This is a genomic window from Bacteroides sp. MSK.18.37 (genome assembly GCF_019129155.2).
In the GTDB taxonomy this organism is placed as follows: Bacteria; Bacteroidota; Bacteroidia; order Bacteroidales; family Bacteroidaceae; genus Bacteroides; species Bacteroides ovatus.
The window spans coordinates 7005824-7022662 of record NZ_JAHOIB020000001.1; the positions used below are offsets into that span (position 1 = coordinate 7005824).

The window sequence follows — 16839 nt, forward strand, 5'->3', positions numbered from 1 at the left end:
TTTAAAACAGGTTCAACTTATTTTTCTGTGCTTCTTCCAACGAAACAGTTTCACGCTTCATCAGCCCACTCTTTTCACGGAGTGCTTCATATTCTGTTTCCAATTCATTCACCAGCTCGGCTTTTGCCTGCGGGTTGAGCAATTTGGAAGCGACACTTGCATTTTGGGAAGCATCTTTCAGGTGTACTACCGGAGCATGATAAACAGGAGCAATCTTTAATGCCGTATGCATCTTCGATGTAGTGGCTCCACCAATCAAAAGAGGAATATCCAAACCTGCTTTTTCAAGTTCAACAGCCACGTGAGCCATTTCTTCCAAAGATGGAGTAATCAGTCCACTCAACCCGATCATATCTACCTTTTCTTCAATAGCACGCTGAACGATGGTTTCTGCAGGAACCATTACTCCTAAATCTACAATATCATAACCATTGCAGGCCATCACTACAGCTACAATGTTTTTTCCGATGTCGTGCACATCCCCCTTTACAGTTGCCAGTAGCACTTTACCTGCCGAAGCACTTCCTTCCACTTTTTCCGATTCAATGATCGGTTGCAAGATAGCTACGGCTTTCTTCATGGTGCGGGCAGTCTTCACAACCTGGGGAAGAAACATCTTACCGGCACCAAACAGTTCACCAACATGGTTCATTCCATCCATCAGCGGTCCTTCAATTACATCAACTGCTTTATCATAAAGAGGCAATGCCTCTGCCAAGTCCTGTTCCAGAAAATCTCCGATTCCTTTCATCAAGGCATACTTCAAACGTTCCTGAACAGTTCCTTCTCTCCAGGCATCTTGCTTGACAGCCGGTTGTCCGGCAGTTTCGCTCATGTTTGCTTTCAGAGATTCCGCTAATTCGATAAGCCGTTCCGCCGCATCCGGACGACGGTTTAAGACAACATCTTCTATCTTTTCCAAGACATCAGCCGGAATATCAGTGTACAATACGGAAGTTCCCGGATTCACAATCCCCATGTCCATTCCTTGTTGGATGGCGTGATAAAGGAACACTGCATGCATGGCCTCACGGATATAATTGTTGCCACGGAAAGAGAAAGAGAGGTTGCTGACTCCTCCGCTGATGTGTGCACCAGGGAGATTTTTCTTTATCCAAGCGGTAGCTTCAATAAAATCTACAGCATAGTTATTATGTTCTTCAATCCCCGTAGCTACAGCAAGCACATTGGGGTCAAAAATAATATCGTGAGGATTAAAACCAATTTTGTCAACCAAAAGACGGTAAGCCCGTTGGCAAACTTCGATTTTACGGGCGGCTGTATCTGCCTGTCCTTTCTCGTCGAACGCCATGACCACAGCAGCGGCTCCATATTGCCGGATGATTCGGGCATGTTCAAGGAAAACTTCCTCTCCCTCTTTCAAAGAAATAGAATTGACGATTGATTTGCCCTGAAGACACTTCAGTCCGGCTTCAATAACTTCCCATTTGGAAGAATCGATCATAATCGGAACACGGGCTATTTCCGGTTCGGACATGATAAGATTCAGGAAAATAGTCATCTCTGTCTTTGCATCCAGCAATCCGTCATCCATATTGACATCGACCACTAAAGCACCGTCCTCCACTTGTTGGCGGGCGATAGAAAGAGCCTCATCGTATTTTTTTTCATTGATGAGACGAAGGAACTTGCGCGAACCGGCTACGTTGCAACGTTCGCCGACATTCACAAAGTTTATTTCCGGCTTCACCTCCAACAGTTCAAGTCCGGAGAGCCACATACAATCCGGCGCAGAGGCAGGAACGTGTGGTTTAGCTCCTTCTACAAGGGCGGGATATTCAGCAATATAAGCATCTGTCGTACCACAACAGCCACCAATAATATTGATTAATCCTTCTTCAATATATTCTCTCACTTCATGAGCCATATCCGCAGGTGTCTGGTCATACTTACCCAGATTATTCGGTAACCCGGCATTCGGATAGGCACTAATATAATAAGGTGCACGGGATGCCAGCTGTTCCAGGAACGGCTTCAACTGACGGGCACCGAATGAGCAATTCAAACCGACTGAAAATATATTGGCATGTTGCACAGAAGCCAGAAATGCATCCAATGTTTGTCCGGACAATGTTCGTCCGCCAATATCAGACACTGTTACAGATAACATGATCGGCACTTCTATGCCTGTCATTTTCATGGCTTGTTCGGCAGCAAAAATTGCAGCTTTGGCATTTAGGGTATCAAAGATTGTCTCAATCAGAATGGCGTCTACCCCACCTTCGAGCATTGCTTCCATTTGTTGCTGATAGGATGCAGCCAGTTCGTCGTAACTCAAAGCACGATAAGCCGGGTTGTTCACGTCCGGGCTCATAGAACAGGTTTTATTGGTAGGTCCTACGGAGCCGGCCACAAAACGTGGTTTATCTGGATTCTTGGCTGTATACTCGTCAGCAAGGTCACGAGCCAATTTTACGGCTGCAAGATTCATCTCACGTACGTATTCTTCTACGTGATAATCAGCCATAGAAACTGTGGTTGAGCTAAATGTATTGGTCTCGATGATATCCGCACCCACTTCCAGGTATTTACGATGAATATCCTGAATCACGTCGGGACGTGTCAGACACAACAAGTCATTATTCCCTTTCAGCTGTCCGGGAATATGCGCAAAACGTTCACCACGAAAATCTTCTTCTTTGAGATTATATTGTTGAATCATTGTACCCATTGCCCCATCCAGAATAAGGATGCGTTCGGATACGATCTGAGAAATTGTCTTTTTCATTACCCTATCACATTAATACCTAATTACCACTCTGCCAACATCTGCCAGACCTCTCGTAGTCCGGCGTTTTATCTTATAGCGTTTTTTACTTACCGCTTGAACATTCTTGCCATATCTCTACGGTCGTCTTTCTCCTTAATGGATTCCCGTTTATCATACTCTTTCTTACCTTTCGCCAAAGCTATGACCAGTTTCGCCAAACCTTTCTCATTGATAAACAAGCGTACAGGGACAATCGTAAAGCCGGGATTTTTCATCTCCCGCTGAAGTTTTTCCAATTCTTTTTTATTAAGCAACAACTTCCTCTCTCTACGTGCCGTATGATTATTGTACGATCCATAGAAATATTCGGCGATGTGCATATTCTTCACCCACAATTCGCCTTTCGTAAAATAGCAAAACGTATCTACCAGACTGGCTTTTCCCAAACGAATGGATTTTATTTCCGTACCGGTCAATACGATACCTGCTGTGTAGGTATCTATCAACTCGTAATCAAACGTAGCCCGTTTATTCTTTATATTTACAGGAGGTTGTTTCATCTTTACTCATTAATTAAGTATAGCCGTCAGTCTATTAAACACGATCTGTATCACCGCCGGACATAGTATTAACAATACAGACGACAAAAGGGTGTATTTTAATCGTTGTTTTTCTTCTACTCCCATCAGTACAGGAACTCCCTCCCATACCACATAGACGATGTAGAACTGCAGCAACCAAGCAATAATTCTAAAATCAGGTAACAGTCCGGTTACTATCTGAAGCAGGAAAGGCACAACCAATGCATATCCTGCAAACTGTTGTGTCAACGGCATATTACTATGCATACCAAACATTCTTGTTCCCATTTCATTAATGGCATAAGCTGCCAGAAAATAGCCACCGAACAGGGCTACAGCTACGGCACAACAATTGGTCATAGCTATCTGGAAACTTTGCGGACCTCCCCATCCATTCGTCAATAACGAACCGACGAATACGGACAGACCGCATAAACCAATCATAGGATAGACAAAAGCTATATATACTTTTCGCCTATCCTCTTCCATAGAAATTTCCTCCCAGGCCTTGGCCGGAGAGGAAATCAATTTCATTGCTATGTTAAATAGTTCTTTGTAGTTCAATGTTATTGTGAAATCTTTGAATAATCTATTTCAAATTTCTCTTCTCTTGTACTAGAATTATCCAATTTATTAGACGAAGTATTTACTTGAGCATGCACTATAATCTTTTTCAGATTTGTAAATTGATGTAATACTGATGACAAATCATAAGCCTGATAGCTTACTGTGTAAGATGTACGAGTTTCATCTTTATCTTCAGTAATAATATGATTCACATACAAATCTAATGTTTCACCACCTTCAGCGACTTTTTCCGCATCATATGAAAGAATAAATTTATGTTTCTTCAACTCTGCTTCTAATTCAGTTGATACTGATGAGTTTTTAAAATGAAACATTGCAGGAAGAATTAATGTATTCTTATCAAAGAAATAAGGATAATATGTATTCTCATAATTCAAAGCATACATTGTTGCATCGGCATCATCCGGTGTAGAAGTTACGCTCGGTCCATCAATATTGGTAGGAGTTGAAGTCAATGTAAAAGTTATAGAAGCTGCATTAACATTCACATCTTCTACATTATACTGACCATTAACAATGTACATTCCTGAATTCAAAAGCATAATGCTAGTCGGATCAGTAGGAACCAACTTAGTCCCATCTATCATTTTAAAATTACTACCATAAGAATCCAGTTTTGCAATGACACTCAAAGTTCGTGGTCCACTATTATCATCTCCATTCATACATGAAGTAACCGACACACCCATAACCACAGCCATCAAAGCCACCAAGAAAAATTTCATCTGTTTCATAAACATATTTTTTAGATTTTGCAAAGATATAAATTCTAATTCATAATTAATAAATGCAAGTACTTAAAAAATACTGCATCCTTTACTTTATTATTTTTGCAAAAAGTTCCAAATGTTCATCTACGTAACTCGCAATCAATGCTGTTACTTGCTCTTCTGTCTCCAAATAAGTCTCTTCCAATTCATCAAAAGCTTCATATTGCTCATACATAGCCATAAATTCATCATTCGTCCGTTCCTTTTCCAAGTCTTTCCGGTTGGAATCAAAGATTTTCTTAGCCTTATAAACTAATTTAGAGAATTCTTCCGCTCCCCACAAACGCATCACTTTCGCAAACGGATTATCAAAGATATAGCCACCATAGCCATTCTGAATTAATTGGCAAAATCCACCAACCATTATTTCATCACGAAAAATCTGATATGCCAGCAAAGAATGTTGTTCTCCTGTCAGCAGAGGCATTGTTTCGGCAGTTAGTTCGCCACCGACAATCTCTTTATATTTATCTGTAAACGCTTGGATAAATTCATCCATTCCTTCACCCGCAGCCTTCTGTAAAGCAGACTCTAAAACTTCGATCATATCTTCATTTAATATTTGAAGCAACAAAGTTACAACTTTAATCCCATATCTAATAATGATACGCCTACAATCTTACTAAAAACAATTATCAATCCGTTTCATTCCTTCCGGTACGGTTTTGAAGCAAATGATACTTTAGCAAACAAGTATTGAAACGGTAGCCCGTGAAATAATATAGAATTTACCTAACGTACAAACGTAGGTTATCTACCGTGTGAATGTCCGTTACCTACCGGGCGAGCATCAACAACCTACCAGACAAAAGTCGGTCATCTGCCGGACGAACAGTTCATGAGGGACACGGGAACAGAAACGGTACCGACGAAGTGATCCGAACCGACAACGGCAGCATCCAAAGCCATCTTCTCTGCCCAGTATTATTGCTGTTGTTTATAACAGAAATAATACTTTTACTTACTCTTCTTTACTCTTCTCTTCTCTACTCTACTGGTTTTCATTGGCTTTTCCCCCTTTACTGGTGGGCGTTTCAGCGCTTTGTACACCCCTCTCCGAACACCCTCATTTTTGTATCCTTTTGAACTAAATAACGTAAGCTTTTAGCGGAATAATCCCTCTCCCCTATTTATCTGCTGCCTAATCCTATACGTGTAATCGCATCCCCAAATAAACCCCTATTAAATAAGGTATAAGCCAAATGCACCAAACTACAATGCTGAAACGATTAAAATGTCTCTTTTCTATAGGCGTTCCCTTCACATAGGTCCATATCGCCCATAACGCATGTACAAACATCAGAAGAATAGCAATTGCCCCTGTCACCGTATGCATTTCGTCATGCAGATGAGTCAGTTCGGCAATATGCTCCATCAGGCTTGTACCCACCGTATCAGCCAACAACCCGAGAAGAAAGAAAATGAGATGCCAAAACTTTAATTTCCTTTGAAGACGTTCTCCCCAAACACCTATCGTATAAAAAATAAGTGCAGATGAAATAACGCAAATTGCCGCTATTAAATAATGTATATCTACTTGATTCAGTTCCATAAATTTTCTTTTTCTAATAACAACAAAGCAAAGAATAGATAGTTCTCCCGGTCTCAATCTTTCACAAATGCAATCCCGACTTTACAAACGACAAAAAAACGTAAACAGATTTGTCACTTTTCACAAAAAAGTAATAAAAGGCGATTTGCAGAAACAAATAAATCGACTACCTTTGTGGGCGATTTAGAGAATCGTGACTACGTATTTTTAATTATATCACTTAAAAAAAGAGCTAATTATGACTTATTCACACGAAGTGGAACACATGTGTGTTGTAAAGAAGGGTCCTAACCATGGACCGGCTCCCATACCCGAAGAAGGCAAATGGGTAAAATCTAAAGAAATCGTTGATATTTCTGGTTTGACACACGGTATCGGTTGGTGCGCTCCTCAACAAGGTGCTTGTAAACTGACACTGAACGTTAAAGAAGGTATCATCCAGGAAGCCTTGATCGAGACAATCGGTTGCTCTGGTATGACTCACTCAGCTGCTATGGCTTCTGAAATCCTTCCGGGTAAAACAGTTCTTGAAGCATTAAACACTGACCTTGTTTGCGACGCTATCAATACTGCAATGCGCGAACTTTTCTTGCAAATCGTATACGGACGTACTCAATCAGCTTTCTCTGAAGGTGGTTTGATTATCGGTGCAGGTTTGGAAGACTTGGGTAAAGGTCTGCGTAGCCAGGTAGGTACTCTTTATGGTACTTTGGCTAAAGGTCCTCGTTACCTTGAAATGGCAGAAGGTTATATCAAACAAATCTTCTTGGACAAGAACGACGAAATCTGCGGATACGAATTCGTACACATGGGTAAGTTCATGGACGAAATCAAGAAAGGTACTGATGCTAACGAAGCTTTGAAGAAAGTTACAGGTACTTATGGACGCGTAACAGCAGAACAGGGAGCAGTTAAATCTATTGATCCACGTCACGAATAATATAAGGAGGAAAGAAACTATGATTAGAGAAGTAAAATTCGAAAGCCAAGACCGTCGTATCAAACAGATTATCGCTGCCTTGAACGCTAACGGCATCAAAGATATCGAAGAAGCTAACGCTATCTGTGAAGCTCATGGACTTGATCCTTATAAAACGTGTGAAGAAACTCAACCTATCTGTTTTGAAAATGCAAAATGGGCGTATGTGGTAGGTAGTGCAATCGCTATCAAGAAAGGTTGCACAAACGCTGCTGAAGCTGCTGAAGCTATCGGTATCGGTCTGCAAGCTTTCTGCATCCCGGGTTCTGTAGCTGACGACCGTAAGGTTGGTATCGGCCATGGTAACCTCGCTGCTATGTTGCTGCGCGAAGAAACTAAATGTTTCGCTTTCCTGGCAGGTCACGAATCTTTCGCTGCTGCTGAAGGTGCTATCAAAATCGCTGCAAAAGCAGACAAAGTACGTAAAGAACCGTTGCGTTGCATCCTGAACGGTCTTGGAAAAGACGCTGCTCAGATCATCTCTCGTATCAACGGCTTTACTTATGTTCAGACTCAATTCGATTATTTCACAGGTGAACTGAAAGTTGTTCGCGAAATCGCTTACTCTGACGGCCCTCGTGCAAAAGTAAAATGTTATGGTGCTGACGACGTTCGCGAAGGTGTAGCTATCATGTGGAAAGAAGGTGTAGACGTATCTATCACAGGTAACTCTACTAACCCGACTCGTTTCCAACACCCAGTTGCTGGTACTTACAAGAAAGAACGTGTTCTTGCTGGCAAACCTTATTTCTCTGTTGCTTCTGGTGGTGGTACAGGTCGTACTCTTCACCCGGATAACATGGCTGCCGGTCCTGCTTCTTATGGTATGACGGATACGATGGGTCGTATGCACTCTGATGCACAGTTCGCTGGTTCTTCATCAGTTCCTGCTCACGTAGAAATGATGGGATTCCTAGGAATTGGTAACAACCCGATGGTAGGATGTACAGTAGCTTGTGCGGTTGATGTTGCTCAGGCTTTAGGTAAGTAATTCAGGTTACTTTATATAGATAAAGAACTCCTGTAATCGTTAAGATTACAGGAGTTCTTTTTATTTGTAATAATTTGATATGGATAAATTTATTCAGAAATGTATTACTTCATATAAACCATATCATCTTTTCTTTCTCCTTTGTACCAATCAGTGTTTGATTTACATCCACTTTCAACCCACTTTGAATACCCTCCAGACACTATTTAAACTGGACAAATAGGTAGCTTTTAACTTGAATATACAAATATAAACCTGTAAGAGCAAATAATGTAGCTAATTCGAGAACTTTTGTATGACTTCGCCTGTTTACATAACAGATACTAAAACATTATACAACAATGCTACTCACATTCTTAAATACACTTGCCACTATTATCAGTGTTATTAGTCTGCTAATTGTCACTTACGGAGTATTAGTCTGCTTCATCGCCTTTTTACGCAATGAAATAAAACGATTCAACGGAACATATACGGTTAACAATATACGGCAGTTGAGGGCGGATTTTGGCACTTACCTTTTGCTTGGATTGGAATTTCTAATTGCTTCCGACATACTAAAAACTGTGGTTGATCCAACGTTGGACGAATTGGCAATCCTGGGTGGAGTGGTTGTAGTAAGAACTGTGCTTTCTGTATTTTTGAATAAAGAGATCAAAGAATTGGCCGAAAATGATTCAGCGAAAGAAATATAGCATATCGCCGCACAACTAAGTTTCTCCAAAGCCATATCTTTTTTATTGCCTGATATTTCTATTTTGCCTACCTTTGTACGGGAAACATTTACACACTGACTGGCAAGGAATAGAAACACGTCAAAAAAATGGGAATTACACATCTATCTATTGAGCTTACACTTGATCTGATTGCGTTAATTATAGGAATCATCCTTATTATACGTGCTAAAGACAATTATCCGAAATTATATTGGGGAATTATAGCAACTGGCATCGGTATTATGTTTTCATGGGAAAATATCGGATGGCTGACAATTGTCACAGACACTCCGGAATACAACTTCACAGAATTGCTCAACATTGAGAAAATGCTCAAATGGTATGCTTTAGCAAATATTGTAGCCCTGTTCCCTATCGCTTCTTTATCACCGGGCTATCTGAACCATTTCAGAATATTTACTTTTCTATTATTACCCATCATTACGATAACTGTAGGAATCAGTTATTTAGGTTTCAATGGGAATATCACTCCCATCCACTCCATAGATGAAATTATTCCGAATATCCATCAAATAGATGTCAAGCTTAGGGCTTGCATATTCCTGTTATCCGTTTTTACCCCACTCGTTCTTCTTATTTATCCGATGATGAATAACAAGACCTACCGCAGGATAAATAATAACATGTATCTATTCATCGGTTTTCTATTCGTATTTTTAGGGATATACATTTTGTTCACTCTAAATATCAATGAATTTGTTTTCAATCTGTTCGGCATTATGGCAATCGTTTTTACGGTCTTATTCTCCATACAATATTTACGTTATGAGAATCCGTTTTCAAACCATATAAACATGATTCATAATGCAAAGAATACGGAAAGCACTATAATGCTACAAGCTGGAAAGCCATCTCCTACTCTCCCGCTCTTCTCAACGATTGAAGCCTATCTTCAGGAACAGCATCCCTATACCGATCAACGGTATAATATAGAACTTTTAGCCAAGTCCCTGAATAAACAGGAACATGATATTTCAGCAGCAATCAAAAGTCAGGGCTTTACAGGTTTCCGGGAATACATTAATTATCTTCGACTGGAATATTTCAGACAGTTAGCCGCCGAAAATCCAAAGAGTAATGTAAAAGAACTGATGTTTGCATGCGGTTTCACCTCCCGGGCAACTTTCTATCGTAACTTTTCAGAAAAGTATGGTGTATCACCCAGTAAATTCATTGAGAATCAAAGAGTAGAACAATAATTTCCTTTTTTAAAAGCACAATTTTTAATAGTAAAAAGTGTCTCATTTCAGAAATGAGACACTTTTTATTTTTATAGCTAAAAGCAATCCGTTACTTTTGATGCAAAATAAAACTACGACGTTGGCATCATCAACAGATTAATCGAATACTAAGATAAATAGAATATGAATATTGACAATTGTAATCACACCAACACAGAAAAACATCAAGAAGAAAAGATCTTTTTATATACTACCATTACTGGAAACTTGCAACTAATCCATTTAGAACAGATTGGCTATTTCCGGTATAACTCCAAGAGTAAACTATGGGAAGCTGTATTAAATAATAATCATACCCTGGCACTCAAAAGAAATACAAACTCACAAAAGATATTGAGTCTGCATCCCTATCTTATCCAGATTAGCCAGTCACACATTATCAATATAAGCTATCTGGTTTCGATTGAAGACAACAATTGCATATTGCTTCCTCCATTTAATGAGATGGAACTTTTACAAGTAAGCAAGTCTTTTATGAAAAAGCTAAAAGAAAAATATCCATGTATCTGATTGTGTATAGCTCATCTTTATGCTCTATGCAACACCAAGCAATTCCACTTCGAAGATCAATGTCGAGTAGGCAGGAATAGAATCAAAAGATTTGATACCGTATCCCATTGCATAAGGAATATAAATAATCCATTTATCACCAACATGCATTTTCTGAAGTGCCACCTGCCACCCTTCTATTACATCACTAAGACGTAGGGCATCGGGACAAGTACGCTCATAAGAATTATCAAACACCTGGCCATCAATCAGACTTCCTTTGTAATGCACGGTAACAATGCTCCGTGCACCCGGAGAAATCGTACTTTCGCCAGTTTCCAAAACTTTGTAATAGATTCCACACGGCAACGCGAAAACACCTTCCTGAAAAGATAGTTTTTTCAAAAATCGCCGATTGGCCTCTTTGTATTCTTTCTTTTTCCCCATAAATAAATTGATTAAGAACTTGCAAAAATAATCAGAATAACAAAGGATTTAGCATAAAAACTGTATATTTGTTTGTTGAACTATAAAAAACTTCTCACTATGGGACAAACAAAGACTACACGTAGCATCAGTGCTACCGGACTATTCTTACTTATCATGATGACTGTGGGCCTATATTCATGCACACGCACTCAAAAAGACATCATTCCTTCTGCCGATTATGCACCGTATGTAAATGCGTATACGGGAGGAGTCATCTCGCAAAATTCGACCATACGTATAGAACTGACCCACGACCAACCCATGGTGGATATGAACAATGAGTTAAAAAGCAATCCGTTCAGTTTCTCACCTTCATTAAAAGGAAAAGCATATTGGGTTAGCAACAATACCATTGAATTTGTGCCCGAAGAAGGAGCGCTGAAACCGGGAACACTTTACGAAGGAACTTTCCGGCTCGGAGACTTCATCGAAGTGGACAAAAAGCTGAAAGAGTTCAACTTCTCATTCCGTGTACAGGAACGTAACTTCACCCTGCAACTGGAATCATTGCCGATTACAGCTACCCAACCGAATGAAATAAATATTAAAGGAGAGATACGTTTCAGCGACGTAGTGAAAAAGGAAGAGGTAGAAAAGATGCTGACTGCCAGTGACGGAAAAAAGAGTTATCCGGTGGAAGTCACCGCAACCGACAATCATACCCGGTATTTGTTTAGTATCAGACAAATCCCCAGAGAAGCAGATGATTACCCCTTGACTATCACAGCCAACGGCAACGCAGCCGGCATCGACCGTAAACAAAGTGAAGAAGTGCTGATACCAGCGAAAGATTGTTTTCGTTTTATGTCTGCCGAACGCATCGACCAACCGGAAAATGGAATCGAGATTGTTTTCTCCGCTCCCTTATCCACTACTCAAGATTTAAAAGGACTGATTGAGATCCCGGAAATCTCCTCATCGATCTTCCAAATCAGTGAGAACAGAGTTTTTATATATTTCGAAGCAAACACACAGAACAAACTTACGTTGAATATCCATGAAGGAGTCAAAGACAGTCAAGGTAAAGCATTGGGAACTTCTCATACGATCTCATTCAGTGAAGTAAGTCTGAAACCACAAGTGGAAATGTCTACTACCGCCGCTATCCTGCCCGATTCGAAAAGTTTGATTATTCCTTTCAGGGCTGTCAACCTATACGCTGTGGATTTGAGCGTGATCCGCATTTTCGAGAACAATGTATTGATGTTTATGCAAACCAATTCACTGGCCTCGGGCAATGAGCTACGCCGTTCTGGAAGACTGGTTTACAAGAAAACATTATGGCTTGCCAAAGATGCTTCCAAAGACATTCATCATTGGGGAGATTACTCGATAGACCTTGCCGGATTAATCCACCAGGAACCGGGTGCCATCTATCGTGTCATACTTTCATTTCGTCAGGAATACTCCGCTTATCCTTGTGGAGGAGGCGAGAATCAGGATATGAAATTCGCCGACAGCAGCACCTCCGACGGGCTGACCAAAGTAAGTGGAAGTGTTTTGTCCGAAGAAGATGAAGCAATCTGGAATACCCCCGAAGCCTACTATTATTACAATGGCGGAACAATGGACTGGAGTGTGTACCGATGGACGGAACGCGACAACCCCTGCCATCCGTCTTATTATATGGATTCAGACCGGGCAGCTGCCTGCAACGTTTTTGCTTCCAACCTGGGAATGATTGTAAAACGGAACTCACTGAATAAACTGTGGATTGCCGTTAGTAATATTTTGGATACAAAACCGATAGGGAAAGCACAGGTAACAGCGTATAATTTCCAGTTACAACCCATAGGGAAAGGAGAAACCAATGGAGAAGGATTCGTTGAAATCACTCCGAACGGTGTGCCTTTCATTATCGTGGCAGAATCGGACAAGCAAAAAGCGTACGTCCGCGTTGTGGACGGTGAAGAACAGTCCGTCAGCAGATTCGACGTGGGAGGAAAAGATATTCAAAAGGGACTGAAAGGATTTATATATGGCGAAAGAGGAGTATGGCGCCCGGGAGACACGCTGCACATTTCCTTTATATTGGAAGACCGCGAAAAGAGAATCCCCGACAAGCATCCCGTAGCACTGGAGATTTACAATCCGAGAGGACAGTTCTACACAAAAATGATTTCAACACAAGGAATGAACGGATTCTATACATTCGACGTTCCGACACAGGCAACAGACCCGACCGGACTTTGGAATGCGTATATTAAGGTGGGAGGAACCACCTTCCACAAAGGTCTGCGTATCGAAACCATAAAGCCCAACCGCTTGAAAATAAATCTGGCATTGCCGAAGGTGCTTCAAGCCACGGACAAGAATTTCTATGCCCCACTCACTTCAACCTGGCTGACAGGAGCAACTGCCTCCAAACTGAAAGCCAAAGTAGAAATGTCTTTATCGAAAGTGAATACACAGTTTAAGAATTACGGACAATATATCTTTAACAATCCGGCTACGGATTTCACGACTATCAAAACAGATATATTTGACGGCACACTGGATGCAGAAGGAAAAGCAAATGTCATGCTGAAAGTTCCGACCGCAACGGAAGCGCCGGGTATGCTGAACGCCACTTTCACCACCCGCGTGTTCGAACCGGGAGGAGATGCCAGCATCTACACTCAAACAATTCCATTCTCACCATTCACCTCTTATGTCGGTATCAATCTGAACCAGCCAAAAGGCAAATATATTGAAACTGACAAAGATCATGTATTCGATATTGTAACTGTAAACACGCAGGGACAGTTAGTGAACAGTTCTAATCTGGAATACAAAATATACCGCATCGGCTGGAGTTGGTGGTGGGAAAACAGTGGTGAATCTTTCGGAACGTATATCAACAACAGTTCCATCACTCCTGTTGCCAGCGGCAATTTACAGACAAGAGGCGGAAAAGCATCTTTCAAATTCCGTATCGATTATCCGTCATGGGGACGCTACCTGGTTTACGTGAAAGATAAAGAGAGTGGACATGCCACCGGAGGTACAGTTTATGTTGACTGGCCGGAATGGCGGGGACGTTCGAGCAAGACTGATCCTAGCGGTATCAAAATGCTTGCTTTCTCGCTGAACAAAGATTCTTATGAAATAGGAGAAACAGCCACAGCAATCATTCCTGCAGCAGCGGGAGGACGTGCACTGGTATCCATAGAAAACGGTTCTACCGTATTACGACAAGAATGGATAGAGGTTTCCAACGGAGGAGATACGAAATATACATTCAAGATTACACCGGAGATGACTCCGAATGTATATCTGCATATCAGTCTGTTACAGTCTCACGCGCAAACAGTCAATGACCTGCCTATCCGTATGTACGGCGTTGTTCCGGTGTTTGTCACTAACAGTCAGACGGTGTTGCAACCGCAGATACAGATGCCGGAAGTGTTACGCCCGGAAACCAACTTCAATGTGACCGTCAGCGAAAAAACCGGAAAACCGATGACTTATACATTAGCTATTGTAGACGACGGTTTGCTGGATCTTACCAATTTCAAGACCCCGGATCCATGGAATGATTTCTATTCACGCGAAGCACTCGGCATCCGGACATGGGATATGTATGATAATGTATTGGGAGCTTCCGCCGGAAGTTACAGTTCACTTTTCAGTACGGGTGGAGACGCCACATTAAAACCTGCCGATGCAAAAGCAAACCGCTTCAAACCGGTAGTCAAGTTTATAGGTCCTTTCTATCTGGGAAAAGGTAAGAGCCAGACGCATACGCTGAAACTTCCGATGTATGTAGGTTCGGTACGTGCCATGGTAGTTGCCGGACAAGAGGGAGCGTACGGCAATGCGGAAAAAACGGCTTTCGTACGGACTCCGTTAATGATGTTGTCCACCTTGCCCCGTGTGCTTAGTATTCAGGAAGAAATCACCGTTCCGGTAAATATCTTTGCGATGGAAAATCAAGTGAAGAATGTAACCGTATCACTTCAGGCGTCCGGTGGAGGAGTACAGATTGTAGGGGCTAACCAACAGTCGCTCAAATTTAGCCAACCGGGTGACCAGCTTGTGTCCTTTACTTTAAAAACAAGTAGTAAAACAGGAAAGGCTACCATCCATCTGACAGCCAATGGTGGCGGACAACAAACTAAAGAAACCATTGAAATAGAAGTACGCAACCCGAATCCGATAGTAACCCTGCGCAACAGTCAATGGGCAGAAGCCGGACAAAGCAAAGAACTTTCATACAATCTAAGCAGTTCTTCTGCAAATAACCAGATAAAGCTGGAAGTATCACGCATACCTTCGGTTGATATCAGCCGCCGGTTCGACTTCTTATACAACTATCAGCACCATTGTACGGAACAGTTGACTTCCAAGGCTTTGCCTCTTCTGTTTGTCGGCCAATTCAAAACAATAGATAAGATAGAAGCCGAAAAGATAAAGACAAATGTACAGGAAGCTATCCGGCAGATTTATGGTCGTCAACTCCCCAATGGCGGATTTGTATATTGGCCGGGAAATGCTGTTGCCGACGAATGGATCAGTTCTTATGCAGGAATGTTCCTGACACTGGCACAAGAAAAAGGATACGCCGTTCATTCGAACGTATTGAACAAGTGGAAGCGTTTCCAACGTGCTGCCGCACAGAACTGGCGGATGCCGCAGGATGCAAGCGGCTGGCAACAATGGCAGTCGGAATTGCAACAGGCTTTCCGTTTATATACGCTTGCATTGGCAGGAGCACCGGAATATGGGGCCATGAACCGGATGAAAGAACAGGCAGGATTATCCATTCAGGCTAAATGGAGACTGGCAGCAACCTATGCACTGACCGGAAAGATGAAACCGGCTGAAGAACTGGTGTATAATGCGGAAACAACAGTAAGCCCCTACTCTTCCATGAATCAGATTTACGGTTCCTCCGACCGTGATGAAGCTATGATTCTGGAAACACTGATCCTGATGAACCGGGAACGGGATGCTTTACAGCAGGCAAAAGTCGTTTCAAAGAATCTGTCACAAGAGGAGTGGTTCAGTACACAATCCACCGCTTTTGCTCTTATGGCAATGGGACGTCTGGCTGAAAAGCTGTCAGGCACATTGGATTTCGTATGGACATGGAACGACAAACAACAACCTGCCGTGAAATCGGCTAAAGCTGTGTTTGAAAAGGAAATCGCCACCACTCCCAAATCCGGTATGATTGCTGTGAAGAATCAAGGAAAAGGAGCGCTTAGCGTAGACCTTATCACACGCACACAGTTGTTGAACGATACATTACCGGCCATCAGCGACAATCTTCGCATGGATATAAGATATGCCAACCTGAACGGTACACCGATCTCTGTCAATGATATTATACAGGGAACTGACTTTATGGCTATCACCTCCATATCCAATATTAGCGGAACTTCCGATTACACCAATCTGGCACTGACGCATATCATACCGTCCGGTTGGGAAATATACAACGAAAGAATGGTTGCCCCCGAAACGGAAAGCGTAGCAGCCGACGGTTCCGGTAAATCCGTCAGCAAATATAATTATCTGGATATACGCGATGACAGGGTATTAACTTATTTCAATTTGCGTCGTGGTGAAACAAAAGTATTCACTGTCAGACTACAAGCAACTTATGCAGGTAACTTTATTCTTCCTGCCGTTCAATGTGAAGCAATGTATGATGTAAACGTACAGGCACGCAGCAAAGCGGGAAGAACAACTGTCAGTCGATAGCTT

General features: G+C 41.7%; 13 protein-coding genes. 6 read left to right on the top strand and 7 right to left on the bottom strand.

Annotation, left to right across the window (positions count from 1 at the left end; all coding sequences use genetic code 11):
• Position 1: 1 nt before the first annotated feature.
• The 6 genes from metH to KSX81_RS27730 all read right to left on the bottom strand — a co-directional run bounded on the left by metH (position 2) and on the right by KSX81_RS27730 (position 6222).
• The gene (metH, locus tag KSX81_RS27705; RefSeq protein ID WP_004296934.1) at positions 2–2749 is read right to left on the bottom strand and encodes a methionine synthase; all 2748 of its coding nucleotides are present in this window, start codon (positions 2747–2749) and stop codon (positions 2–4) included.
• 89 nt (positions 2750–2838) lie between these two features.
• Positions 2839–3291, bottom strand: coding sequence for an SsrA-binding protein (smpB, locus tag KSX81_RS27710; RefSeq protein WP_004296935.1), 453 nt, complete (start codon positions 3289–3291; stop codon positions 2839–2841).
• Positions 3292–3300: 9 nt separating this feature from the next.
• Positions 3301–3846, bottom strand: a complete 546-nt coding sequence (locus KSX81_RS27715) for a Yip1 family protein (RefSeq protein ID WP_004296936.1) — start codon at positions 3844–3846, stop codon at positions 3301–3303.
• 32 nt (positions 3847–3878) lie between these two features.
• Positions 3879–4634 (bottom strand): hypothetical protein, encoded by a 756-nt coding sequence (locus KSX81_RS27720; protein ID WP_004319551.1) that lies wholly within the window; start codon positions 4632–4634, stop codon positions 3879–3881.
• A gap of 82 nt (positions 4635–4716) precedes the next feature.
• Complete coding sequence (locus KSX81_RS27725; protein ID WP_004296938.1) at positions 4717–5217, bottom strand: DMP19 family protein; 501 nt, start codon at positions 5215–5217, stop codon at positions 4717–4719.
• Between the two features lie 600 nt (positions 5218–5817).
• The gene (locus tag KSX81_RS27730) at positions 5818–6222 is read right to left on the bottom strand and encodes an HsmA family protein (RefSeq protein WP_004296941.1); all 405 of its coding nucleotides are present in this window, start codon (positions 6220–6222) and stop codon (positions 5818–5820) included.
• A 238-nt stretch (positions 6223–6460) separates the two neighbouring features.
• Here KSX81_RS27730 and KSX81_RS27735 point away from each other — a divergent pair, with 238 nt between their 5' ends.
• The 5 genes from KSX81_RS27735 to KSX81_RS27755 all read left to right on the top strand — a co-directional run bounded on the left by KSX81_RS27735 (position 6461) and on the right by KSX81_RS27755 (position 10680).
• Positions 6461–7162 carry an iron-sulfur cluster assembly scaffold protein gene (locus KSX81_RS27735; RefSeq protein ID WP_004296942.1) on the top strand — a complete coding sequence of 234 codons (702 nt, stop codon included), beginning with the start codon at positions 6461–6463 and terminating at the stop codon, positions 7160–7162.
• A gap of 19 nt (positions 7163–7181) precedes the next feature.
• Positions 7182–8192, top strand: coding sequence for a GGGtGRT protein (locus tag KSX81_RS27740; RefSeq protein WP_004325523.1), 1011 nt, complete (start codon positions 7182–7184; stop codon positions 8190–8192).
• Between the two features lie 341 nt (positions 8193–8533).
• Entirely contained in the window at positions 8534–8887 is a 354-nt protein-coding gene (locus KSX81_RS27745) for a DUF1622 domain-containing protein (protein WP_004296944.1), read from the top strand.
• Positions 8888–9015: 128 nt separating this feature from the next.
• A complete protein-coding gene (locus KSX81_RS27750) occupies positions 9016–10128 on the top strand; it encodes an AraC family transcriptional regulator (protein WP_004325522.1) in 1113 nt (370 codons plus the stop codon).
• Positions 10129–10293: 165 nt separating this feature from the next.
• Complete coding sequence (locus KSX81_RS27755) at positions 10294–10680, top strand: LytTR family transcriptional regulator DNA-binding domain-containing protein (RefSeq protein WP_217725635.1); 387 nt, start codon at positions 10294–10296, stop codon at positions 10678–10680.
• Positions 10681–10704: 24 nt separating this feature from the next.
• Here the strand turns inward: KSX81_RS27755 and KSX81_RS27760 are convergent, their stop codons facing one another.
• Positions 10705–11106 (bottom strand): FKBP-type peptidyl-prolyl cis-trans isomerase, encoded by a 402-nt coding sequence (locus KSX81_RS27760; RefSeq protein WP_004296948.1) that lies wholly within the window; start codon positions 11104–11106, stop codon positions 10705–10707.
• Between the two features lie 99 nt (positions 11107–11205).
• Here KSX81_RS27760 and KSX81_RS27765 point away from each other — a divergent pair, with 99 nt between their 5' ends.
• On the top strand, positions 11206–16836 hold the full coding sequence (locus KSX81_RS27765; RefSeq protein ID WP_217725636.1) for an alpha-2-macroglobulin family protein: 5631 nt from the start codon (positions 11206–11208) through the stop codon (positions 16834–16836).
• Positions 16837–16839 lie beyond the last annotated feature (3 nt).

What these genes read in the sequence shown, in the direction of transcription:
- KSX81_RS27715 (WP_004296936.1), bottom strand. Translation starts at nt 3,846, where the DNA reads ATGAAATTGATTTCCTCTCCGGCCAAGGCCTGGGAGGAAATTTCTATG.
- KSX81_RS27755 (WP_217725635.1), top strand. Translation starts at nt 10,294, where the DNA reads ATGAATATTGACAATTGTAATCACACCAACACAGAAAAACATCAAGAA.
- KSX81_RS27740 (WP_004325523.1), top strand. Translation starts at nt 7,182, where the DNA reads ATGATTAGAGAAGTAAAATTCGAAAGCCAAGACCGTCGTATCAAACAG.
- KSX81_RS27735 (WP_004296942.1), top strand. Translation starts at nt 6,461, where the DNA reads ATGACTTATTCACACGAAGTGGAACACATGTGTGTTGTAAAGAAGGGT.
- KSX81_RS27745 (WP_004296944.1), top strand. Translation starts at nt 8,534, where the DNA reads ATGCTACTCACATTCTTAAATACACTTGCCACTATTATCAGTGTTATT.
- metH (WP_004296934.1), bottom strand. Translation starts at nt 2,749, where the DNA reads ATGAAAAAGACAATTTCTCAGATCGTATCCGAACGCATCCTTATTCTG.
- KSX81_RS27730 (WP_004296941.1), bottom strand. Translation starts at nt 6,222, where the DNA reads ATGGAACTGAATCAAGTAGATATACATTATTTAATAGCGGCAATTTGC.
- smpB (WP_004296935.1), bottom strand. Translation starts at nt 3,291, where the DNA reads ATGAAACAACCTCCTGTAAATATAAAGAATAAACGGGCTACGTTTGAT.
- KSX81_RS27720 (WP_004319551.1), bottom strand. Translation starts at nt 4,634, where the DNA reads ATGAAACAGATGAAATTTTTCTTGGTGGCTTTGATGGCTGTGGTTATG.
- KSX81_RS27760 (WP_004296948.1), bottom strand. Translation starts at nt 11,106, where the DNA reads ATGGGGAAAAAGAAAGAATACAAAGAGGCCAATCGGCGATTTTTGAAA.
- KSX81_RS27765 (WP_217725636.1), top strand. Translation starts at nt 11,206, where the DNA reads ATGGGACAAACAAAGACTACACGTAGCATCAGTGCTACCGGACTATTC.
- KSX81_RS27725 (WP_004296938.1), bottom strand. Translation starts at nt 5,217, where the DNA reads ATGATCGAAGTTTTAGAGTCTGCTTTACAGAAGGCTGCGGGTGAAGGA.
- KSX81_RS27750 (WP_004325522.1), top strand. Translation starts at nt 9,016, where the DNA reads ATGGGAATTACACATCTATCTATTGAGCTTACACTTGATCTGATTGCG.